22 protein-coding genes are annotated in these 21,962 nt (G+C 44.1%); 6 read left to right on the forward strand and 16 right to left on the reverse strand.

From position 1 onward, the window contains the following. Positions 1–125 precede the first annotated feature (125 nt). Positions 126–2,756 carry a TonB-dependent receptor gene (locus tag MHM87_RS14925; protein ID WP_239259880.1) on the forward strand — a complete coding sequence of 877 codons (2,631 nt, stop codon included), beginning with the start codon at positions 126–128 and terminating at the stop codon, positions 2,754–2,756. Here MHM87_RS14925 and MHM87_RS14930 read toward each other — a convergent pair. The 3 genes from MHM87_RS14930 to MHM87_RS14940 all read right to left on the reverse strand — a co-directional run bounded on the left by MHM87_RS14930 (position 2,753) and on the right by MHM87_RS14940 (position 5,348). After that, positions 2,753–3,745, reverse strand: a complete 993-nt coding sequence (locus tag MHM87_RS14930; protein ID WP_239259882.1) for an XdhC/CoxI family protein — start codon at positions 3,743–3,745, stop codon at positions 2,753–2,755. The two genes, MHM87_RS14925 and MHM87_RS14930, sit on opposite strands and share 4 nt — an antisense overlap. Positions 3,746–3,772: 27 nt before the next feature. Continuing rightward, positions 3,773–4,450 (reverse strand): DsbA family oxidoreductase, encoded by a 678-nt coding sequence (locus MHM87_RS14935; RefSeq protein ID WP_239259884.1) that lies wholly within the window; start codon positions 4,448–4,450, stop codon positions 3,773–3,775. An 82-nt stretch (positions 4,451–4,532) separates the two neighbouring features. Beyond that, positions 4,533–5,348 (reverse strand): SGNH/GDSL hydrolase family protein, encoded by an 816-nt coding sequence (locus MHM87_RS14940; protein WP_239259886.1) that lies wholly within the window; start codon positions 5,346–5,348, stop codon positions 4,533–4,535. Between the two features lie 83 nt (positions 5,349–5,431). On the opposite strand from MHM87_RS14940, the gene hemN reads away from it, so the two are divergent. Next, a complete protein-coding gene (gene hemN, locus MHM87_RS14945) occupies positions 5,432–6,805 on the forward strand; it encodes an oxygen-independent coproporphyrinogen III oxidase (protein WP_239259888.1) in 1,374 nt (457 codons plus the stop codon). A gap of 2 nt (positions 6,806–6,807) precedes the next feature. Here hemN and MHM87_RS14950 read toward each other — a convergent pair whose 3' ends face one another. From MHM87_RS14950 to moaB, 7 genes are all read right to left on the reverse strand, one after another. Beyond that, complete coding sequence (locus tag MHM87_RS14950; protein ID WP_239259890.1) at positions 6,808–8,049, reverse strand: ATP-binding cassette domain-containing protein; 1,242 nt, start codon at positions 8,047–8,049, stop codon at positions 6,808–6,810. Position 8,050: 1 nt separating this feature from the next. After that, on the reverse strand, positions 8,051–8,746 hold the full coding sequence (modB, locus tag MHM87_RS14955) for a molybdate ABC transporter permease subunit (protein ID WP_239259892.1): 696 nt from the start codon (positions 8,744–8,746) through the stop codon (positions 8,051–8,053). 2 nt (positions 8,747–8,748) lie between these two features. Further along, positions 8,749–9,969 (reverse strand): molybdate ABC transporter substrate-binding protein, encoded by a 1,221-nt coding sequence (gene modA / locus MHM87_RS14960; protein WP_239259894.1) that lies wholly within the window; start codon positions 9,967–9,969, stop codon positions 8,749–8,751. Continuing rightward, complete coding sequence (locus tag MHM87_RS14965; RefSeq protein WP_014949772.1) at positions 9,951–10,424, reverse strand: molybdenum cofactor biosynthesis protein MoaE; 474 nt, start codon at positions 10,422–10,424, stop codon at positions 9,951–9,953. The genes modA and MHM87_RS14965 overlap by 19 nt, the downstream gene beginning before the upstream one ends. A 2-nt stretch (positions 10,425–10,426) precedes the next feature. After that, positions 10,427–10,675 (reverse strand): MoaD family protein, encoded by a 249-nt coding sequence (locus tag MHM87_RS14970; protein ID WP_239259896.1) that lies wholly within the window; start codon positions 10,673–10,675, stop codon positions 10,427–10,429. A gap of 154 nt (positions 10,676–10,829) precedes the next feature. After that, positions 10,830–11,309, reverse strand: coding sequence for a cyclic pyranopterin monophosphate synthase MoaC (gene moaC / locus MHM87_RS14975; protein ID WP_239259898.1), 480 nt, complete (start codon positions 11,307–11,309; stop codon positions 10,830–10,832). After that, positions 11,306–11,812 (reverse strand): molybdenum cofactor biosynthesis protein B, encoded by a 507-nt coding sequence (gene moaB, locus MHM87_RS14980; RefSeq protein ID WP_014949775.1) that lies wholly within the window; start codon positions 11,810–11,812, stop codon positions 11,306–11,308. Before moaB ends, moaC begins: the two co-directional genes overlap by 4 nt. A 124-nt stretch (positions 11,813–11,936) precedes the next feature. Between moaB and MHM87_RS14985 the strand changes: the two genes are divergently transcribed. From MHM87_RS14985 to MHM87_RS15000, 4 genes are all read left to right on the forward strand, one after another. Next, on the forward strand, positions 11,937–12,707 hold the full coding sequence (locus MHM87_RS14985; RefSeq protein WP_239259900.1) for a HesA/MoeB/ThiF family protein: 771 nt from the start codon (positions 11,937–11,939) through the stop codon (positions 12,705–12,707). Positions 12,708–12,797: 90 nt separating this feature from the next. Beyond that, on the forward strand, positions 12,798–13,916 hold the full coding sequence (locus MHM87_RS14990; RefSeq protein ID WP_239259902.1) for a succinylglutamate desuccinylase/aspartoacylase family protein: 1,119 nt from the start codon (positions 12,798–12,800) through the stop codon (positions 13,914–13,916). A gap of 380 nt (positions 13,917–14,296) precedes the next feature. Further along, the gene (locus MHM87_RS14995) at positions 14,297–14,656 is read left to right on the forward strand and encodes a hypothetical protein (RefSeq protein WP_239259904.1); all 360 of its coding nucleotides are present in this window, start codon (positions 14,297–14,299) and stop codon (positions 14,654–14,656) included. A gap of 241 nt (positions 14,657–14,897) precedes the next feature. Beyond that, on the forward strand, positions 14,898–15,263 hold the full coding sequence (locus tag MHM87_RS15000; protein WP_239259906.1) for a hypothetical protein: 366 nt from the start codon (positions 14,898–14,900) through the stop codon (positions 15,261–15,263). Between the two features lie 248 nt (positions 15,264–15,511). Here the strand turns inward: MHM87_RS15000 and MHM87_RS15005 are convergent, their stop codons facing one another. From MHM87_RS15005 to MHM87_RS15030, 6 genes are all read right to left on the reverse strand, one after another. Next, complete coding sequence (locus MHM87_RS15005) at positions 15,512–16,114, reverse strand: hypothetical protein (protein WP_239259908.1); 603 nt, start codon at positions 16,112–16,114, stop codon at positions 15,512–15,514. Positions 16,115–16,915: 801 nt separating this feature from the next. Then, positions 16,916–17,650, reverse strand: coding sequence for a trypsin-like serine protease (locus MHM87_RS15010; RefSeq protein ID WP_343213328.1), 735 nt, complete (start codon positions 17,648–17,650; stop codon positions 16,916–16,918). A gap of 290 nt (positions 17,651–17,940) precedes the next feature. Then, a complete protein-coding gene (locus MHM87_RS15015; protein ID WP_239259910.1) occupies positions 17,941–18,237 on the reverse strand; it encodes a type II toxin-antitoxin system RelE/ParE family toxin in 297 nt (98 codons plus the stop codon). Continuing rightward, on the reverse strand, positions 18,225–18,482 hold the full coding sequence (locus MHM87_RS15020) for a type II toxin-antitoxin system Phd/YefM family antitoxin (RefSeq protein WP_239259912.1): 258 nt from the start codon (positions 18,480–18,482) through the stop codon (positions 18,225–18,227). The genes MHM87_RS15015 and MHM87_RS15020 overlap by 13 nt, the downstream gene beginning before the upstream one ends. Before the next feature lie 93 nt (positions 18,483–18,575). Next, positions 18,576–19,232: a hypothetical protein gene (locus MHM87_RS15025; RefSeq protein WP_239259914.1), complete on the reverse strand. Its 657-nt coding sequence runs from the start codon at positions 19,230–19,232 to the stop codon at positions 18,576–18,578. Between the two features lie 15 nt (positions 19,233–19,247). Beyond that, on the reverse strand, positions 19,248–21,695 hold the full coding sequence (locus MHM87_RS15030) for a zinc-dependent metalloprotease (protein WP_239259916.1): 2,448 nt from the start codon (positions 21,693–21,695) through the stop codon (positions 19,248–19,250). Positions 21,696–21,962: the final 267 nt, after the last annotated feature.

Consider the following 21,962-nt stretch of genomic DNA (forward strand, 5'->3'; position numbering starts at 1 on the left):
ACTACACGACGTCATAGGGAAGTTGGCGTATTTAAAATGTAAAGGACTGTACGCATTTGGACGCGACCTTGTCGTGATTAATTTTGTTTAAAGCCCACCGCTTTTGAAAAATAAAAAGAACCAAAATGAAGTCACTTACACACGCTTTGTCTTGTAATAGCTCAAGCATATCTACACCCCAAAACGCCATTACGCGTTGCCTATGTAGTTCGCCGTTTATTGCCTCTATTGTCTCGTCGACACTTGCTTTGGCTCCCCACGCTCACGCCGATGAGAATGCTATATCTACTCCGCATAACAAAAAGGCGCTGGAACACATTGTTGTACAGGCGCAAAAGACCAGTCAAAACTTGCAAGATGTGCCCGTTGCGGTCACTGCGCTTTCAGGTCAAGACCTAGTTGAAACAGTTAGCCGAGATGTGTTTGACCTGCAAAACTACGTACCTGCTTTTGGCGCGCTTCAAAATCAAAGCGTAACAAATTCAGGGTTTTCAATACGCGGCATTGGCACGTCTTCACAAAACTTCGGCTTCGAGTCTTCGGTGGGTTTATACGTAGATGGTGTGTACCGTGCACGACAAAACGCGTTAATTAACGACTTAGTCGATATTGAATCTATTGAAGTGTTGCGTGGGCCACAGGGCACACTATTCGGAAAGAATACTGCCGCTGGCGCAATGACGTTAACTACGGTCGCACCTTCACACGACGAGCGCGACGGCTTTGCCGAAGCCATCATCGGCAATGATAACTTAGTTCGTTTAAGCGCTGGCTCGTCGTTTTCGCTTATCGACGATATTCTTGCCATGCGGGTTTCGGGTTTTAGCTCTAATAGCGACGGCTTCATTACCGATGAGCGCAGCGGGCAAACCCTGAATAACCGTAACCGTTCTGCGATAAAAGCACAGCTGCTTTACACTCCAACAGCTGACATTAGCGTGCGACTTATTGCTGATTACGGCGAGCTAGACGAACGGTGCTGCGGCGCACTAACTTTTCAAAACAATATTCAGGCTAATGACATAGCGGGTAAATTCGGCACTGATGCGCTGCTGCTACAACCGCCGTTTAATGCAACTATTTACGGGCGCGATAACTTTTATGACTATAAAACCTCGCTGTCCCAAACTCCCCTTTCAAAAATGAAAGACAAAGGACTATCAGTTCAAGTAGATGTGGCTTTAAACAAAGCATGGGATTTTGTGAGCATAAGCGCGTACCGCGCGTTTGACAGCTTAGATACGGTAGATACCGACTTTTCTGATGCGGACCTTCTTACTGCCACTAACGACGCCAAGCAGCAGTCGTTTTCTCAAGAAATTAGATTACATTACACCAGTGAAGATGTGCGCGGTTTAATAGGTGTTTACTATTACAGCCAAAACTTAGATCTAACCTTTGATACTACCACGCAAGATGATTTTAGTGCGTTCTTTAATGCCGCCGCGCCCGATCTGCTGCCTTTGGCTAACGCCATCAACGAGCTATCTGCAGTTACATCAGGCTTTATTGCGCCTGCTGCAGCACCCGCGCCGTCCGGTACTGCTTTCGCGCACAGCGCCGATCAAGAGCAAGACAGTATTGCTTTATTCTCTCAGCTGGATTGGCTGTTAAACAGTGATTTCACCTTAACAACGGGCTTACGCTATACCCGCGAAGAAAAGTCGATTGTCGGAGCCTACGATGAGCAAGGGCCTGGTATTGACGGACTAACTCAAGACCCAGCGCAATGGCCTAATGTAGGTCGTGCTGTAGTGGGGTTACAAAACATCGCTGCTGCGTTAGCGGCGGGACAAGCTCCTACAGCACAGTCCCTTAACGCAATAGCACCATTTCAACAAGCGGGCTGGGGATATTTTTTCTTGGGATCTGCAGCGGTTATGCCGCGCCCTGACTTAAACGAAGAGCTTGATGATTCACAGTTAACCGGCACGGTAAAACTGGCTTATCATCCTAATGACAACACGCTAACGTATGCCAGCTTTGCGACAGGATACAAAGCTGGTGGTACGAATACCGACAGAATTTTACCCTCGCTTAGCCCGCTTTTTAATGCTGAAAAATCGCGAAGTGCTGAAATAGGTATTAAACACGATTTTGAAGAATACGGCGTTCGCGTAAATGCCGCGGCACACTATACAAAAATTAGCGACTTTCAGGCGACGACCTTTACCGGAACGGGGTTCAATCTGCAAAACGCGGGCGATATCGTAGTCAAAGGTGTAGAACTTGAAGCAACATGGCTAGTGACAGAAAGCACTGAATTACACGCTGTTGCATCGCGCACATTGGCGAACTTTGATGAGTTTAAACGCGGTACGTGTTGGGTTGCGTACACGTGGCACACGGGCATTGACGATCCGGGCCGAGTGGAGCCGAACGACCCGTTCTGTTCAAGAGACGGAGACCGCGTAGGCTTCGAGCCTCAGAACTCACTATCTCTTATGCTGAATCACTATTTCGAAGTTGGGAATTATCCAGCCTCCGCCAGTATTGACTACCAATACACGGGCGACGTATTTCTTGATGATGCGAACGACCCGTACAAATACGCTGACGACTTTTCATTATTTAACGTTCGCGTAAGTTTCACTATCCCACAATGGGATAGCGAAATTATTGCGTGGTCGCGCAACGTTTTCGATGAAGATTACGTTGCACGAAGTGGCTTTGATGTACCCGTACAAACCGGAAAGATCATGGCCTACCCAGGCGCGCCTAGAAGCTTTGGCGTTACCTTCAGAAAGTCTTTCTAACGCTTTAAATGCGTAGGTTTGGTATGAAACACCGCATGGCACTGAGCAATAACAGACAGCGCTATATGCTCTGGTAGCTCACCACCAATGTCGAAACCAGCGGGGCTTGCAAAATACTGAGTAAAGTTGGTATCGCCAAGCCCGGCTAAATCCATAATTTCCTGCTTACGGTGCAGTGGCCCGAGCATTGCCGTATAGGTTAACGATTGCTTGCTAAGCACCTGCAGCGCCTTTGCATCAATTTCTCGATGATGGGACATAAGCACCGCCGCTTGAATGTTATGTTCGCCCATGTGAAGACGTAAGCCTTCAGTAGAAGGGTCTTCAATCAAGTAATTTACCTCGGGAAAATGTTCAAGTCTTGCTTGTGCAGGCCTTGGATCCCAAAGGCTGACTAAATAGCCCTGCAAACTACCAAGCTTAGTCATAAAGGTAGCGTCGTACCCACCTCCAACAACAAGTAGGTGGATAGGCGGCAGCATCAAAACCGACAACATGCGCTTGCCATCAACGGTGTCTAGCACAGCTTTTCTAGGTTTAACAGAATAGTCTTCCAATTCCGTGCAATCACCCAAAGTACCATCTACAGCGCAGCGCCACTCACACGCTTTTCCGTTTGATAAGCTTTTGCTAACCACATCCAACGATAAATATTGGTTGTTCTCATTGACTGGTACGAGTGCCAAATGCACCACACCGCCGCAACCTACACCTAGCTTAAACGCAATATCTTCTTCATCTTCGTCATCGTAAACCGCGGTACGACTTACTCCGTCTGTCATTACTCGCTGTGCTTTTTTTACGATGTCACTTTCCAAACAGCCACCGCTTAATATACCTAACTGATGCCCAGCGTCGCTAAACAACATCATGGCGCCCGCTTTGCGGTAGCATGAACCTTCGGTTTTAAAAATAAAACCTAACACCCATTTGTGCTTGTTTTTGAGCGGAAGCCACTGTGCTAGCAAATGGTTAACGTGATTACTCATAACTACCTCTTAACCCGTTCAACCTGCTTATTGCTGTGATGCTGCTTGGGCAATAAATGCAGCCAATGTTGCTGGCTCTTGTGCCCCGGCTACGCCCTGATTACCAATGACAAAAGTAGGTACACTCTGAATACCACGCTGCATCCAAATAGTTTCCTCCTCACGCACTGCTTGCGCGTATTTTTCACTTTTAAGCGCTTGTTCAGCTTCAGACTTATCAAGGCCAATAGTTTGTGCCAACGTTACTAGAACACCTAGATCATTAATGTTTTTACCGTCTGTGAAGTAGGCTTTAAATAAGGCCAGCTTCATTTCTTCTTCAAGACCGTTTTCTGAAGCAAAGTGAATAAGCTGATGGGCCTTAAACGTGTTCTGCATGCGAGAGTCGTCAGTAAAGTTAAACGAAAAGCCTAATTGCTCGCCCGCTTCTACTAACCGCGCTCTGTTCTGCGCGCTTTGCTGTTCACTAATGCCGTACTTTTCCATTATGTGCTCGCGAAGGTTTTGCCCTTCTTCTGGCATATTGGGGTTTAACTCGAACGGGTGAAACTTAATATCCACTTCAATGTTATCAAGGGTTTTGATGGCTTCTTGCAAACGCTGGTACCCAACAATACACCAAGGGCACACCACATCAGACACCATATTTACCGTTACTCTTTTTCCATTGCGCACATTTTGTGCACCTTGTAAATCTGCTGTCATGAAAGGGCTCACTTTATTGAATTCGAGAATGTGTAAGGGCTTAGATAAGGTTACAAAAAGAAACTTCAACCCCACACTGCGATTATTTCGTCGCAGATACATCAGTTTTTGCTGTAACTTTTTTTGTCGTGCCCATTGTGGTGCTGTAAAGCGTGGAAAGTTTTTCAAGGGCTGAGTGTGCCCATATTTCATAGCCTTTCGTGGAGGGATGAAAGCCATCTTCTGCCATCAAACCACTTTGCTGAATATCCGTCATAGTTCCGCCCACATTAAGTGCACTAACATATAATATGTCTGCGTTAGCCCGGGCTGTTACGCTATCAGCCAAAGCTTGGTTTAGTAACCACGCGCGGTAACCTAATAGTGCACGCAAAGGTTGCGGAAGCGCAGGAAAGCAATGAATTGGCGGTAGCGCAGTAAACAATATTGTTTCGCACCCAAATTTATCTGACAGTAGCGTACTAATAGCATCGATGTTTTGCCGCCACCGTTTCAACGGTACAAATTTGGTCACGTCGTTAACACCAATAGAGACGAGCACCGACGAAAAGTGCTCGGCAGGCATTTCATGAAGAAGCTTGAGCACATCTTCACTTTTAAAACCTGTTTTAGCATTCAACGTCACTCGCGTTGGCCCATGCTTAACAAGGTTTGAGTACAGCAGACCTGTGAGTGCCCCCATTTGCGTCGTTGCACCAACACCAGCGGCGGCAGAATCGCCTATAACCAAAACGTTATTAGTTAATAGCAATTTACTATCGGCTGAGGTTAATACCCGCTCGCCGTCGGGCTCTGGCAGTACAGCGGTCTTCTTCCTCACCCACAATGCTTGAAGCAAAATGACTGGAAGAAATAAAACAATTATCAGGTTTAACACCAAAACCTTGAAGTAGATCAAATCAGCCTCCTAAGCAATCCATTAAGCTTTAACCATCGAATTGAATTCGCGCCTAGTTATCTACATATAAGTGCAGAGCCAATATGACAATAATTGCCGTACAACAACGCCCCGTATCAACCATTACCAAGTATGCGTTGAATGCTCCTCGCTATACCTCTTACCCTACTGCACTTAAATTTGAACCGCTACAAGATGACATACTTCCACAAGCACTTGCAGTGTCAAAAGCGCCGGCAGTAAGTCTCTACATGCACATTCCATTTTGCAAAACGCTGTGCTACTACTGTGGCTGCAATAAAATGGTGACGCGTCACAATGAAAAAGCGGACGAATATTTAGATTACATAGAAAAAGAAATCCTGTCTAAGCGTTATTTAAATGACGGCAGGCGTGCAGTTTCTCTGCACTTGGGTGGCGGTTCACCCAGTTTTTTGAGCGAGACTCAGCATACTTATTTAATGTACCTGCTTAAGAAACACTTTACCTTTGAAGCAGGTGCTGAACTGTCAATTGAGTTAGATCCCAGAAATATCGATAAACACTATCTTCAAAACTTAAAATGTCTCGGCTACACACGCATTAGCTTTGGTTTACAAGATACTGATTACAATGTTCAGAAAACCATAAATCGCGTACAAAGCACGTCTCACATTGCCGATTTAGTATTCGAGGCTCGGTCGCTGGGTTTCGACTCAGTCAACTTAGATCTAATTTATGGTTTACCGAACCAGTCAATTGAAACGTTCTCATCAACCATCGCCGCAACAAAAGCTATGATGCCAGATCGTATTTCGCTTTTTAGCTATGCACATCTTCCCGAGAGGTTTGCAGCGCAGCGTAAATTTGCTGAAGAAACACTGCCAAGTAGTGAAGAAAAAGCGGCGCTTTACAAGCTTGCCGTTAACAGCTTTACAAACATAGGCTATGAAATGATTGGTCTTGATCATTTTGCCTTAAGCAAAGACTCACTGGCTATTGCGAAAAATAAAGGCGAGCTTCACCGCAACTTTCAAGGCTATACTTTACGTGGAGACACCGACCTTATAGGGTTCGGCGTATCAGCCATTAGCACGGTAGGTAATGCCTTTGCGCAAAATGCTAAGGAGCTAAAAGAATATTACCATCGCTTAGACAACCACCTGCCCAATGCGAAGGTTGGGCTGTCATTAAGTGCCGACGACCTGATTCGCAGAGACGTGATTTCTAGCTTAATGTGCAATTTAGCGGTAGACAAGCAAGCAATTGCCGACAAGCACCACATCACTTTTGATGAATACTTTGCTTCAGCCTTAAACAACCTTGAAGAACTTAAAGAAGACGGGCTTATCGAAATGACATCTCGGTATATTCGAGTGCCAGAGCCTGCTCGTATTTACATTCGGGCTATTTGTGCGCGTTTCGACGCTTATTTGAACGCAAGTGAAATACTCAGTAGCTACTCCAAAGCCATTTAAACCTAGGGCAATTTAAACCGCGCAATCACTTGCATCCCTACATCAAGCTTAAGGCGCGATAGAGAGATACAGCTAATGCTGGCATAAAGGGTTTGGTTACTGCCTAGTACATCAAGCTTTAACAACACTTTCGCGCTGTTTACGGTCGCTAGCTTTTTAGAAGTTAGCTTTGTATCTGCGAGTTTTGTATCGGCGTTATTTTCAGGCTCGTTCAGGGGACTGAGTGGATTCGCCACGGGTTCGATGCTAGATATAACACATGGCAGCGCATTTAAAATACTGATTGTGCTGGCATTGCCAAAGTCAGCAATATTGGTATCGATACTTACATCACAAGCTTTAACTGCAAAACGAAGAAAAACTTGCTCACCGCTTTGCTGAGGCAAATAGGACACTGATTCTGCAGTGACGAATATCTCGTGCCCCGCTACCTCAACGCGCTCAATGCCGTTTTCCGACTGGCACTGCTCATTGCCTTGTAAGGTTAGAACATTTTGATCTTGTTGCATTTGGCTACCGTGTTTGTAGCTGACAACGGCGTTTTGTGACTGGTTGCCGTCGTGTGCTTCGCTTTGCCCAGTAACTTTAAATCCCTCAAGTACGCTAGACGGTGTCGTAAATCCCTCTTTTGCGAATACTTGAGTCAATACATCGCGCGTTTTTCCACAAAGCTCGGTGCGGCCTTGGTCAATAAAAACCAACTCATCGCTGAACAAGGCAAGGTCATCTAAATCGTGAGAGATTACAAGGCAGGTGAGCTTCCCCGACACACACAAATTGTTTAAAAACTGGTAAATTTTGCGACGGGTGAAGATATCAATTGCGCTTAACGATTCATCTAGCAATAACACATCTGGTCCATTGACCAACGCACGCGCAATCGCGACCCGCTGCGCTTCTCCACCAGAAAGCGCCTGAACTGGCTTATCAATTAAATGTTCGCAATAACAGCCGCGCAAGCAGGCGTCGATAGACATTGCATTAGGGCTTGCGTGACGCTGCGCCAGGGCTAAATTACCGCGCACATCGGTATGGGGAAATAGCATGGGCTGCTGAAAAACGATACCGACCTTTTGAGAGGTCCACGGCGTTTGCACACTTGCGCTTTTTTCTACGCCAGCTAGGGCGCGAAACAAGCTGCTTTTTCCCGCACCTGATGGACCGGTAACCCCAATGAATCGGCTTTGTGGCTGCAATGAGATTTGTGCGTTAATGCGATTTGGTAGTAGCGCAGATATTTGCATGTTAACGCGCCTCATCACTACGGGTGACACCGTTAAAACGATAGAGCGCCGCGAGCATTACGAATGAAAAAATCAAAAGGGCCAACGCAAGGTTGTGTGCACTGTTATATTCCAACGCTTCTACCTGTTCATATAGCGCGATAGACAGCACCTGAGTTTCTCCAGGAATATTGCCACCTATCATTAGTACTACACCAAACTCGCCTATGGTATGTGCAAAGCTTAAGCCTAATGCCACCACGATGGGCGCTTTGCTTAAAGGCAGTACTATTTTTATAAAAGCTTCAAAAGCCGAAAACCCCAGCGTTTTTGCTACATCTAAATAACGGTTATCCAATTGTGAAAAGCCGCTGTACAAAGGCTGCAGAGCAAATGGTAGGGAGTAGATGACAGACCCCAACACCAAACCTTCAAAGCTAAATGCTAAATTGCTCCCGGTTAGGCTTTGCCATCCCTGCCCCAACGCACTTTGCGGCGAAAAAGCAATAAGCAAATAAAAACCCAGCACAGTTGGCGGTAACACCAAAGGCAACGCGAGTATCGACATCACCAAAGGCTTAGCTTTGCTCTGCCATTTCGCTAAAAACCACGCTAACGGCAATGCGATTAACAACAACAAACCACTGGTTATAAAGGCCAGCTTAAAGGTAAGTAATATAGCTTCAAGTGTCGGTGCCCCGAAGAATTCTGTGAGCATACTTAGTTACCGACGCCCGATGCAATGGTAGGTTCATAGCCCCATTCAATTAAGCTGTGCTGCACCCCTTGCGACATTAAATACTGTACGAACAGGCTGGGTGATGACACTCCATTAGCGTCACTCAAACGAAATGCTCTGGTTGGCTCAACGTTGTCGTTGTGAATAGGCTCATCAACTGGCGCTGCCGCATTTTTGATTGGAAGTGGTTCGAACAGATTCGGAGATAATGTAGCTACCGTTTTACTGTTAATCACCAACGACTGAATGATGGGTTTATATAAGGTTTCAGGTACTGGGACGATAACCGTAAAAGTATCGGCGCTTTTGGTATTAACAACACTGTTAAAATTAGAAGGCAAATTAGAAGATAAGTTTGCAGGCAAATCTAACGCCGATGAGTACGCAACGAACGCCCCTTTCACGCTGCCGGTGGTATAAAACTGCAAGGTTTGTAGCACGTTTTTACCCATCACTCTGTGAGGTAAAAACTGTTGCCATAAGGATAAGTTTTGCAACGTCTGTTGCGCAGCATCACCATAGGGAGCCAGTTTAGGATTTGCGATAGCTACCTTGTTTTGTGGATTTTCCATTAATTGAACAAGCTGCTTCGACAAGCAATCGGTAAGCTGAACGTTTATTTGTGCAGTTGTGTCTCCAGTAGATGAGCGCGCGATCTGCTCGCAATTCCTTTCACCGGATGTTTCATGTGATGCCTCACTTGATAATTCGCCAGCATAGACAAACGCAAGCTTGCCTTTAGCGTAATCCACCAGATTGCCGTGGTGAACTACGTTGTTATCAACCAACGCTTGCGGCCGAGCGCGATCTGCAGATAGAAAAACGTCGAAGCTAGCACCATGTTGAATTTGCGCATACAAAGTACCGCTAGAAGATACCGTTACCGCGACTTCTATGCCGGTTAGCTCAGTAAACTGCTCGGCAATACTCTTTAGCGGTTTTGCAAAGTTTGCCGCAACGGCTACGTTAATTTTTTCGTCGCGCTTGAAATTTACTGACTGGTTTTGTTTTTCGGCACTAATAACGCTCCCTTCATTTACATTATTATTTGCCGCTTCAAAACTGCTTGCATGTGCCACAGAGCTTGAAAAAGCCGTAACGCCTAGGGCTACACTTGCACTTACCAAAATAAGCATGGCCAAGTTAACAAAGCTTGAAAGTCGCATTGCTAAAGAACAAACCATTACTTTTTGCGCATCCACTTAAGTGCCGCTTTATCGTCAGATGCTTTCGCCGCAACCCATTCAGATTTATCGCCCTTAAATTCTTTTTTCCAAAGCGGTACCGACTGTTTAAGCATGTCCATTAAGTAGCAGGCAGCGTCAAACGCCGCCTGGCGGTGGGGAGCGGCGGCACCTACCCATACAATTTGTTCGTTGTTGTGTATGCGCCCTACTCTGTGCAGTGCGCCAGCACTGTTAAGTGAAAAGCGTTCGCTCGCTTGTTCAACCAGAAGCATTAACGCTTTTTCAGTCATGCCCGGGTAATGCTCTAATTCGATGCCGTCTATGTCGCCAGCGTTATTAAAATCTCGCACTAGCCCAGTAAAAGTAACAATCGCGCCGGTGTTGCCGCAGGCCTTCTCATCTGCCGACTGTTTTAGCCTAGCGTAAAGCTCTCCTTGGTCGAAATCTTCAACTTGAACTAGTGCGAACATAGCTAGCCCCCTGTCACAGGTGGAAATAGCGCCAGCTCATCGCCGTCGCTAAGTACTGTTTGGAAATCACAAAGCTCTTGATTACAGGCAGTAAGCACACTGCCCTCTAAGGCTAATGCCCACTTGTCACTACGTGTTTTAAGCTGCGATATCACGGTCTCAATAGTGCTGTTCTCGCTTATATGAAGCGCGATATTGTCCTCTCCCGTAACCTCTCGGGTTTGTGCGAATGTTTTTACCGTTACCTGCATGCTTTGCCTGTTATCTACGTTGTTAAGGTCGCTTTGTGCGCGCTAATTAATCTTGCCAAGCCTCTGAAATGGGTTGAGCCTAAAGTGCGTTGCTTTTTGAGTGCGTGTACGCTTTATGCACGTTACTTTTTTAGCTCACTGGCCTTTGTGAAAACTAGGAATCAGACTGCCAATGGCCTGCCTTACCGCCTTTTTTCTCTAATACCCGTATCCCTTCCATATGCATACCAGGGTCGATGGCTTTGCACATATCAAACAAGGTTAACAGCGCCACATTTACGCCCGTGAGCGCTTCCATTTCAACGCCGGTTTTACCGCTTAGCTTACAATAACAGGTGGCTTGAATTCGATTCTGATCGGCCTGAATGTCAAAATTAATATCCACCTTTGACAGTGCCAATGGGTGACAAAGAGGAATAAGATCGGCGCAGCGTTTCGCCCCTTGAATACCCGCTACACGGGCAACTGCAAATACATCACCTTTTGCAATTTTTGATTCAGAGATTTGGCGAATAACGCCTTCGCTTACGTATAAAAAACCTTCTGCTGTGGCTTCTCGCTTGGTAACGTCTTTGTCGCTAACGTCGACCATATTGGCTTCGCCACCAGCGTTTAAATGGCTAAAGGTACTCATGCTTCCACCAGATGCTTTACGAAATTACACGGTCTAAAGTCGGCATCAAGCTGGCTAGAAATAATTTTTTCCCACGCAGTACGACACGCGCCTGTTGAGCCTGGTAAGCAGAAAATAACCGTATTATTAGCAAAGCCCGCAACCGCGCGAGACTGAATGGTTGATGTACCAATCTCTTCATAGCTTATTTGACGGAATAGCTCGCCAAAGCCGTCTACTTCTTTGTCGAACAATACACTGATGGCCTCTGGCGTTGAGTCGCGGTGGGTGAAACCCGTACCACCGGTGATTAATACAGCGTGAATGTTTTTATCTGCAATCCATTTCGACACCACGGCGCGCTGCTGATAAATATCGTCTTTTACCAAATCGCGATCGTAAAGGTTATGGCCAACCGAGGTAAGCGCCTCTTTCAAGTAGTCTCCCGACTTGTCGTTTTCGAGGGTGCGCGTATCTGAAATAGTGAGTACGGCAATATTAAGGGGTTGGCTGACAACTGACATATGAAATCCTAATTTGATATGCGACATTTTGGCGGTTTTTGATAAAGTACCAGCCAAAATACTATTTGGTAATCACTTTATAAGGGTGCATGCCATGAATTCAACAACTAAGTTGGCATAAACTATGTCTAAAAGCCTAACTAATCAGCAGGCTATGCGTTATAACCGCCACATTGTGCTTCCCAAAGTGGACCTAGACGGTCAAGAAGCGCTGCTAAACGCCAATATTTGTATCATTGGTATTGGCGGGCTTGGCAGCGCGGCTGCTACTAACCTTTGCGCCAGTGGCGTGGGCTCTCTTACACTTATCGACCACGACACAGTTGAGGCCACCAACCTGCCAAGGCAAACCTTGTTTAGCGAACAAGATGTAGGAATAAGTAAAGTAGAGGCGGCTAAAGCGCGGCTTACTGCAATAAACAGTGACTGCGACATTACCGTAATGGCAGAACCGTTTTCGGCGCCCAGCTCTACTCAGCTTTCACCAGCATTAAAACAAGCCATAGAGCGTGCTGACGTTGTGCTAGATTGCACCGACAATACAGACTCACGAGATTTAATAAACCTATTTTGTTTTAAACTAAATACTCCGCTAGTATCGGGCGCAGCCATTCGCTTTGAAGGCCAGCTTTTCGTTGCTATACCCGGTGAGAGCCGCTGCTATGCATGCTTACGAACGTTATTTGAATCACCCGATTTAAGCTGTGTTGAGGCAGGTATATTCTCGCCAGTAGTAAATATTGTTGGTACTTACCAAGCAATGCTAGCTATGCAAGTATTGATGGATTTCGATAATATTCCTAAAAACACGTTAATGACGTTTGATGCTCTGTCGCACGAGTGGCGAAACTGGAAGTTACCTAAAGGCGTAGATTGCGAGCTATGTGCTTGTTAAGTTTAGGTGCATTTGCGGCATGAATTCTAAAAACGTGGTTAAAAGCAACAGACTAAAACAAAGAACAAGACAGAAAATAGGTTGATTTAAATGACAACCCTAGTAGTGAAAAAACACATGGTAGTGGCGCAAAACGCGTCTGGACGTAACATGAACGTGCCAATTTATCGAATGAAAGGAGCGCGCCCTGGTCCCACCGTGTATATTCAAAGTTCTATTCACGGCGCTGAAGTGCAAGGCAACGTGGTTATTTACCATCTCATTCAGCGCTTAAAAGACATGGATATTTGCGGCGAAATTATCCTAGTGCCCAACTGTAACCCCATTGGTACTAACATTAAAGCCGGTGAGTACACATTAGGCCGGTTCGATCCTGTGAACGGTACAAACTGGAACCGCGGCTACTTCTTCGATAAAGATGCAGTTGAGCATTTCGCCAAAACAGTCACCCGCGAAGAGTCTGTTGAAGGCATAAAACAACGTTTTCGTGCTCATTTATCTAACGCTATCGACAACAAACTGGCTGAACCCTGGGGCCTAGGACTAGCGCAGCAGTTGAACCTAAAGCTACAGCAAATGGCAGTAAATGCCGATTTCGTGTTAGATCTCCACAACGGCCCGGTGTCTACCCGTCACGTTTATATTCCCGAGTACGCCAAAGACAGTGCTAAGCTGTTTAACATTCCCCATTGTATTTTTATTCCAAACGTATTTGCGGGGGCGTTGGACGAAGCGACGTTCTGCCCATGGTGGACACTGCAAGAAAGCATAAAAACTAATTTAGCGCGTGAGATAAGCTTTAACGTTGAAGCGTTTACGCTTGAAATGGGTAGCCAAGAAGTTATCGACTTTAACGAAGGTAATATAGACGCCACCAGTATTCTTAGCTACTTAAACGCCAAAGGCGTATTGCATGAATGCGATATTAAACCGACAGAAATGAAGCGTTTAGGCGTGTATTTAAAAGACTATAAAACCCTGTTTACTAACTGGGGCGGCATGGTGGAATACATGGCGAAACCAGGCCAAACGGTGAAGAAAGGCGAACCACTGGCGCAAATTTTAAATATTGACGATCTGGATACCGACAACGGCAGCAGGACCTTAGAAGCGCCTTGCGATTTGATCCCTATTCTACACTTCCCGTCGGCTTCGGTATTGAGTGGGACGCAGTTGTATAAGGTGTTTACGAATTATAAGGAGTTGTAGATTTTTGTACGCAAGTTGATGGAGTAAAACTTTATTGCAAAATGGTTGATTCGGGTACGTAGGAACGTCTCACGCAAGTAACTGGTTTATTCTTTGAATTACTTCCTGACGTTCAAATATTAATATTTAAACGGCAGAAAGGCACGTAAGGCGGACGAGTTTTTTTAAAATTTTTTGAAAGAGAGCATATCGTAGTGATTCAGCGAGGGCCAAATCTCGATAAGGGGTTTCTGGTGTAAAATTGCTTAGAAACTATCTCTAACTATAGTAACAATCAGAGTCTATACTGTTGCATGCAATTGATACTCTCGGACCAATCGTAATAATACTTCCGTTCTAAGTTTTACAATTTATTTTTAACAAGTTTTAAGTAGTCGACAATGCAGCAAACACTGGGTAATTCAACAAATGATTCTAACGACGTTGTGTTTTATCAGCCACAGTTTAGGTTTCTCGAAAGTTCCTATTTTGATGCCTTTATTTCGGGGCAAGTTTATCTTTCAAACATTTTAAATTTTCGGAAAGGCGATTTCGGAGGTTTGATTGATGACGAACGCGAGGGGGAAATTTCTATTCATGGTTTTAATAATAATACAAGTGAAAGAGAAACCATAGTTTACGATCCTTGCATCGACGAAGATATTTTCGTTCTTTGCACAACAAACAACCTTATTAGTGAGTCACTTTTTTTGGGCTTTAAAGGAAAAAAGAACTTCATGTTGCTTGATCGTAAGGCCTAGCAAGCTCATTGATGAGATATCTTCAAATCCCGAGCTAACATTCATTGGAAGAAAAAACTGTGATTATAACGGTCGAGATTTCTATAACATACCATCATTTTGCCCATGGACTAACCATCTTCCTTTCCGCAGTATGATTCACAAATACGATCCTCTCTTCAATAAGCCAAAAAGTTATGCTAATCAATTAGAGCATAGAGTATGTTGGCGAGCGTCTAAAAAATCGAGGTCTCACTTTGAATTGCAAACAACAATACCGAGTCAGATAATAAGGATAGATTTTGAAGTCGAAAAAAAAGTAGCGCTTAATATCCGACCACCGCTATCGGTTTCATTGCAAATCTATGGATTCGACAGCAAAGTTATTGCTGAAGGTAGTTTCCAATTTTCAAATAACCTGCTCTCGCCTATAGTTTACGAACGTAAAGAGGATAACAAAGAACTTCTCGGTTTCAAACAACCTCAAAACCCAGATGGTTCCAACACTCTTTTCAATGCTTCAATTCAAGGTGGAGATACAGGAGTTTTTACTCATCCCGCTGTCGGAATGCTAATATTGAATATTGAAACAAAATTGATTGAAAGAATAAAATATTCAGTTTCATGACTAACAGTCTTAGAAACGTGCACTGCCTTGTATATATGCCACTGTTTAATAGATTACCGCCTAGAAAACTAAGACGTTTCTATATCTCCAAATATATTAGATTAGTGAACGTTCGCTGTTTGTCTGAAGCAGTCTTGCGAGTTAGAAGTATCCAATGTCCGCTATACGTACACAAGAGACTATCAGGTTTGCAATCTCTTCCTTTTTGGAGACATCTGTCCAAATGATGGCTAACCCAACTTAATCAATTACCGTTCTGTCGCTAAAGTACAGTATTTTCCAAGCTTATAATCTGCTATAAAAATGGGTTTTAACTCCTTTTTATATTTTGGAGTCCAAACCACTCTGAATTCATGTTGCCTCGAAAACTCGGGGCCTTTAATAAATGCCGGGTTCATTCCCAAGTTTTTACCGTCCCAGTGCTCTTCTCTGCTTTTGTAAACAACAGGCATCCAATTAACTCTTTTAATTAGAACCTTTTGATTAATTGCAAGTGTAAGCGTTTCAATAAACCCTTCAATATTATGTATTCTGACGCAACTATTAGAGCCTTCCAGTTCTTTCAAAACATCTGTATCGCAACTCGTCGAAAAACAGAGTACATAGCAATCAGCTGCACTAACATTGCTGCTATAGCTCAAATTTTTGACACTCTTAAGGTCATCTTCTAATGAAGTAACCGCTCCGTACTCATACCCGTTAACATCCTTTTGAAGGTAAGCAACCATATCTTCTCCGTCTGGCCCTTTCATTTCAACTCGACGCCCTGACTTGACCCTACTCCCAGTCATATTAGTAAAAAGTTTTTTTGTCCCCTCAAATTGGTCTTGGATCCCCTTACCGTGTTCCATGCGTCTAAAATCGTATAGGGTTCCTATTCTTAGTATTCCTAGCGCACACAAACTAGTATTGAATCTGCGTTCTGTGAATCTATATATATACTTCAACTTGTAATTCCTTTTAACATGGGCCCTCTACTCCTAGCAGGAAGTACTCTGTAATACACTGCTTATTTCGAGCTCTTCACTTCTAATCGGCGCAGGCCGCTAACTGATTATTAATTACTCTGTGTTCGAGGGATTTAAATTCCAATTTAAAAATTTCTGTAATTTCAATGAATTTGTCTAAGTACTCGCATCAATAAGAATAGTTCCAAGGGGTCCTCTTAGAGGGTCACTTCACCCCCTTTGAACGATTGGCTCTGGCATAAACAGCGATTGTGTTAATAGGGGCGTTCGCAAATTCTCTTCTTAATACAAGAGGCCAATCATCAGCGCCATGCTCATAACGCCAATTTAGAGGCACTATATGGTCAATATCAAGGCCATCATCGTAATAGGCTTTATAAGTGTAGTAACTGTATATCCAGACAGACACTTAACTCTCAATAATTAAAATAGCTTCGTTAGCTATGGCAATTAAAGCAGAAAGCCGGTATCAGTCGGGGGGATGTCAAAAATCAACGTACTGACGCCATCACAAGTAATCAATGCGCCAACTTCCGATTCACGTACGTTTCAGTCCCTAGTGCTAGTTGTACATTGAGAGACAAGGAGCCGCCGTTCATCCTCTACCTATGGGCATATGAATGCTTACGTAAACTAGGCAGAAAAAGGAAGAGAAACTAAACGATAAGTATTCTTTGGACTGACTCACGAGTTGCCCAAAACACTTTCAATCCAGTCTCGGTAGTTTGACACCCTAACTTGATAAGCAGTAGTACCATATAAACCGCCTTTAAAATTAGCAAGATCTCCACGCCAAAATTGCCAACTCGATAAACCAACCAAATAAGTCTTACCGTTTTCAGTTATCACTGAAGCTCCGCCACTATCACCAGCACCGTGCATTCCTTCAAGGGGCAATGCTTCAGGTGGTTTATTAAATTTATATGAGAGCCAGTTTCCTTTTGAAGATTCAATAATATTTCTAAAATGGTTTAATTCTCGTAATGATTTTGTTTCGAGGTTTTCACCAATTTCTCCGTTACCTGTTGCTCCACGACCAAATACCGTGATTTCTTTACCCGCTTGGTCAATGTTTGGGTAGATATCAATTGGTTCACTCGTTGTAACAGGGGAAGATAGCTTTATTAGTGCTATATCACTTCTAGATTCTAGAAACTTCATTAAGGGAGCTGCATCACCTTTAAAGAGAACCCCATCTGGTTCAATATAAAGTGGATGTATGTGAACCTCTTCTATTTCAAAGACTTTATCGCCAACGCGTAATTTTTTACCTATGTAATTATAAAAAATGGTATGAGCGACTGTCACAACCCATTGAGGTTTTATCAATACCCCATGACCTTCGTGAGGTAGGTCAATTAAGTATTCGGGTACTTTTTCTAAGACATAATTGCGGGAGGGAATATCGTGCCGTTTCACTACAGCATTACTACTAGTTGCAATGAAAAAGCAAAAAATAAAACCAAAATTTTCATATTACATCCATGTAGATTTAGGGCTAACTAAAAGCTCCTAACAAAGACCCCATACTAACACTCGTTTTGACTGAAAAACCATCTAACATTTACTCTTGGAGAGGATATTAGACATCCGCATCACTTATTCTTCCGCCGTTTAATTACAAATACTCGAACGGCTGCTTCTGGCACAAGCCGGAATTAAAGGAAAAAACTGCTGTGTTCACCAAATGTATTTAAAATGAATCAACGCTAATCTAATAAAAAGCGCCTAAGATCTTGTTCGTGCCGCATTACGTGCAAAATAAAGGCTTTGCTGTCCTCAAATTTATAAAAAATTCGACAGGGCTTTACATAAAGCTCGCGGTAATTGAGGGATGGTAATTCGGGGACTGACTTTCCTGATTTAAGATATTCCTCAAGCATGTCTACTTTGGCGAAGACTTCTTTAACCAGTTTCTTTGCCGCAACTAAATTAGATACCGCTATGTATTCAGCAATCTTGTCCAAGTCATTTAGAGCAGGTTCTGTCCATACTATTTCAGCCATTTATCCATTTTCTCTTTGGCATGCAGGTTAGCTAAAACATCATCATTTCTTATTGCCTGCTCACCTTTTGCAATACCTTCCAGAATCGACATACGCTTTTGCATCATCTCATAATCATCAACATCAACTAAGTAAGCCGATGGCTGACCATGCTCAGTAATCAAAACAGGCTCTTTTGAAGTGTGCAGGTCTTGCAGAATTTTTGTGGCTTGTCTCTTTAATGTAGTAACTAATTCTACTTTCACGATGCAGGTTCCAGCTTTCAAATGTACCACTATAGTATCACTTAACGATAACCACACAAGATTTCATTCACTCTGAGCAGAGTTGCAAGGTAACTAACCACACCCTACTTCACCCAAACTAACGCGATATTTAAACTCACCACGCTGATTAAATACGTCAAAACCATTATCAGAAGCTTTAAGCTCTAGCTCCCATACCCAATTTGTTTTTTCAATAAATGTTAGTTCATAGCGGTTTAAAGGAAGTGGGCATTTTAAATAGAAATAATGGTAGGCCGTCCCCATGGCACCTGGATCTGCGGTATACACATAAATAGTGTTATTTTCTATTGCAAATTCTTTATGAAAGTAATCTCGGTTAGTTCCTAGTGTTGCATCAATCAGTACACCTAATAGACCTATCGCAATCTGAATGAGCGCCACTGTTGCTAAAACACAGCTAAAAACAATAGACATCCATTTACTTTTAAAAAGATACCTAAATGTACCGTGCTGCGTAAAAAGCAGGTACACACCTGCGCAAAGCGCTATAAGCTTAACTAAGGCTAACGCGTCGCCGACCTGTGACATAAACTTGGGGGAATGGTAGTTTAAGCCCCACAGCACAGCACCATGCAGACTTTCCACTAATGGAACTAATATTAGAATTAACACAGCGAGTAACGGAGTGATCAAGGCCGCAAAGGTTCTTTGCGGCACTTGCTGGTTACTCGGGCTATGATTTTGCTCTAATTGCGTTGTCCCTAACATTAATTATCAGCTTCCTTAAATAGGCGAACCTGGCGGTAGCGGCTCTACTTCAAAGGTACTTGGCCATGCCTTACTAGCCCAATAATTATCGAACTGTTCTTTCAGTATTTCATACTGATTGTCGTCTGCTTTGTCGTCTAACCATTCGCTAAATTCAAGCAGAGCAAGTTCGGCTTCCATTCTTACTTCAGGCGCCAACTTATCGTTAGTTACTGCTTTCATCACTGCATTTAACGCCACTAACTGTAAGCGTTTTGCTAGTGGGCTTTGTGACTTATTTTTATACCAGTGAACGTTAAGTATTTGCTTCACCAGCATAGAAACGCCTACTTTTTTGCGTCTGTCATTAGTGCTTCTTGTCTGCCACTCTAAGCGGTTTAAGCGCTCTGGGTGCAATAGTAATTCAAACGCAAAGTTAGATGCAGAAGCGGCGGCAGAAACAGGGTCTAACATTAACCCCATTTTGCCCTTAAAGTGCTCGCGAGTAATATCGTCGCCATACGCTGTCGGTGGAATAAGGGCGAGTACCGATTCAGGTATCGTCAGGTAGTCAGCGGTAGTAGCTGTAATTAACTGCTGCATAGCGCGTTGCTGCACTGCAGGCGCTACAAACTGTTGGCCCTGTGCTTTGGTATAGTCACCTTTGCGTTCGTATTCATACACTAAGCCGCCGACTTGCTTTGCAACGGCTTCTAACTGATAACGGTGGAGTAAGTAAATAGGCACTAAAGCATTTTCAAGCGAGGATAAACTGCTATTTGGGCTTAAGGTGTCTAAACCTAAATTGGCTAACGCCAGTTCGCGTACTTGTGAAATTTCATCGAAAGCATCTAGCGGATTGCTACCGTTTTCCCACATATGGCCGTTTGCCGATGCATGGCGACTACTGCGGGTATCGGGATCTGACTTAAAACTTAAACCCTCATTACGGCCTTTTACGATAATTTTTGCCAAGGCTTCGGTTGCCTCTACGTCGCTGGCAAAATCTTGATAGCCATACGCTACGGCGTGAATATCCCATGCGCCTATGCCTTTATCATACGCACCTTCCAAGCTAATTTTGCCGTTTCTAATACTAATTTTGGGATGAGGATAATCCATTACCGACGCACGGTTATTTTCACTTGCCGCAAAGTTGTGGGCTATACCCAATGTGTGCCCTACTTCGTGGGCTGAAAGCTGCCTAATGCGGTCTAAAGCCATTTCTTGCTGTGCAGTGGTGTCGGTGCTGCCGTCCTTAAAAGGACTGGTTAGGCCAAGGGCAATTAAATAATCTTGTCTTACACGCAATGAGCCGAGCGTAACGTGACCTTTGATAATTTCACCAGTGCGCGGGTCGACAACCGACGAACCATAAGACCAACCGCGCGTTGCGCGATGTACCCAGTTGATTACGTTATAGCGCACGTCCATTGGGTCGGCACCTTCGGGCAATACTTTCACCTGAAACGCGTCTTTGTAGCCTGCGGCTTCATAGGCTTGATTCCACCAGCTCGCCCCTTCTTTAAGCGCGGTCATTACGGGTTCTGGAATACCAGGATCTAGGTAATACACAATAGGCTCGACTGCTTCGCTCATTGCAGCATGCGGGGTTTTCTTATTTAAACGATGGCGGGTAATAAAACGCTGTTCAGTAGGCTCGCTGATAGGCGTTGAATAATCAAAGTAACTGAATTTCCAGTAGCCCGAGTACGGGTGGTACTCTCTGGGCGTGTAATTGTCGTCGGGCAGTGCCACAAACGAATGATGCAAATGCACCGACAAGCTTTCTGGGTCGGGCGTAACTTGCTGCATGTATTCGCCTGGCTTCTTACCTGCAAAGGTGACTAAAGCCTCTAATTCAGTATTCTTTTCAAAGCCTTTGGTTTTAGGTAAATACACGCCGCTTCGCATGTTATCTACGCTAAAACTGCCTTGGTTAGTTCCCGCTAAGCGATTGCCAATGCCGTGAATATCGCTTAATAAGAACGGTGTGTAATCTATTAGACTGGCACGGTCGTTTTTGGCTACCAGCGTAAAACCTGCAATAACCGAATCAGCAAAGGCTTCATCAATGCTCTGTTTCTCAGCGTCGCTGCCGTGAGCTGCTCGATATTTGGTGTTGTGCTGCTTTAATAAAACCTTGTTTCCAAATTTTCCAAAGCTTACTAAACGCGTATTGCCTAGCTGGCCGCGATCAAGGCCAATGTCGTTAGACCCTACGCCATACGGCAAACTACTTTGAAACAGGTATTCGGCGTGGTCTGTTGGCACCGCCAAGTAAACTTTGTCACTTTCATCGTCATAGTAAACAGGAATTAAACCATCTTTTTTGGTCATATTGCTGGTGAATTCACCAATGCTTGGCAGCGCAGCCAATGCGGAAGACGTAGACACGACAAATAATACCGTAATCGCAATGGCCGATTTGCCCGATGCTTTTACTTGTCGTGCCGCTTTATGAAAAATGTTCAATTGCAGCATGCAGTTAGTCCTTATTATTGTGAATTTCTAGCCTACCCTATGTGGTGGGTTTTGCCCATGGTAGTTCATCGTTTAATGCGCTTTTTTTGCTTGTTATTTAGCTGTGAACAGGCTTGGTTTTTCCTACCGAAGGTAATGCACTAAAAACGCAACTATATGGAAGAAAACAGCTGGCATTGACTCTGCTCAATTGCCGTTTAAACATTCAAAAACACAAGCGACAACAAATTATTTGATCTTGGTCAACACCAAGCTTTGTTTGAGTTG

The organism is Alteromonas sp. Cnat3-28 (genome assembly GCF_022348265.1).
Taxonomy (GTDB): domain Bacteria; phylum Pseudomonadota; class Gammaproteobacteria; order Enterobacterales; family Alteromonadaceae; genus Alteromonas; species Alteromonas macleodii.

What these genes read in the sequence shown, in the direction of transcription:
- MHM87_RS15005 (WP_239259908.1), bottom strand. Translation starts at nt 16,114, where the DNA reads ATGGAACACGGTAAGGGGATCCAAGACCAATTTGAGGGGACAAAAAAA.
- modB (WP_239259892.1), bottom strand. Translation starts at nt 8,746, where the DNA reads ATGCTCACAGAATTCTTCGGGGCACCGACACTTGAAGCTATATTACTT.
- MHM87_RS14925 (WP_239259880.1), top strand. Translation starts at nt 126, where the DNA reads ATGAAGTCACTTACACACGCTTTGTCTTGTAATAGCTCAAGCATATCT.
- MHM87_RS15025 (WP_239259914.1), bottom strand. Translation starts at nt 19,232, where the DNA reads ATGTTAGGGACAACGCAATTAGAGCAAAATCATAGCCCGAGTAACCAG.
- MHM87_RS14930 (WP_239259882.1), bottom strand. Translation starts at nt 3,745, where the DNA reads ATGAGTAATCACGTTAACCATTTGCTAGCACAGTGGCTTCCGCTCAAA.
- hemN (WP_239259888.1), top strand. Translation starts at nt 5,432, where the DNA reads ATGACAATAATTGCCGTACAACAACGCCCCGTATCAACCATTACCAAG.
- moaB (WP_014949775.1), bottom strand. Translation starts at nt 11,812, where the DNA reads ATGTCAGTTGTCAGCCAACCCCTTAATATTGCCGTACTCACTATTTCA.
- MHM87_RS14995 (WP_239259904.1), top strand. Translation starts at nt 14,297, where the DNA reads ATGCAGCAAACACTGGGTAATTCAACAAATGATTCTAACGACGTTGTG.
- MHM87_RS14965 (WP_014949772.1), bottom strand. Translation starts at nt 10,424, where the DNA reads ATGTTCGCACTAGTTCAAGTTGAAGATTTCGACCAAGGAGAGCTTTAC.
- MHM87_RS14950 (WP_239259890.1), bottom strand. Translation starts at nt 8,049, where the DNA reads ATGCAAATATCTGCGCTACTACCAAATCGCATTAACGCACAAATCTCA.
- MHM87_RS15015 (WP_239259910.1), bottom strand. Translation starts at nt 18,237, where the DNA reads ATGGCTGAAATAGTATGGACAGAACCTGCTCTAAATGACTTGGACAAG.
- MHM87_RS14985 (WP_239259900.1), top strand. Translation starts at nt 11,937, where the DNA reads ATGTCTAAAAGCCTAACTAATCAGCAGGCTATGCGTTATAACCGCCAC.
- moaC (WP_239259898.1), bottom strand. Translation starts at nt 11,309, where the DNA reads ATGAGTACCTTTAGCCATTTAAACGCTGGTGGCGAAGCCAATATGGTC.
- MHM87_RS14990 (WP_239259902.1), top strand. Translation starts at nt 12,798, where the DNA reads ATGACAACCCTAGTAGTGAAAAAACACATGGTAGTGGCGCAAAACGCG.
- MHM87_RS15030 (WP_239259916.1), bottom strand. Translation starts at nt 21,695, where the DNA reads ATGCTGCAATTGAACATTTTTCATAAAGCGGCACGACAAGTAAAAGCA.
- MHM87_RS14970 (WP_239259896.1), bottom strand. Translation starts at nt 10,675, where the DNA reads ATGCAGGTAACGGTAAAAACATTCGCACAAACCCGAGAGGTTACGGGA.
- MHM87_RS14935 (WP_239259884.1), bottom strand. Translation starts at nt 4,450, where the DNA reads ATGACAGCAGATTTACAAGGTGCACAAAATGTGCGCAATGGAAAAAGA.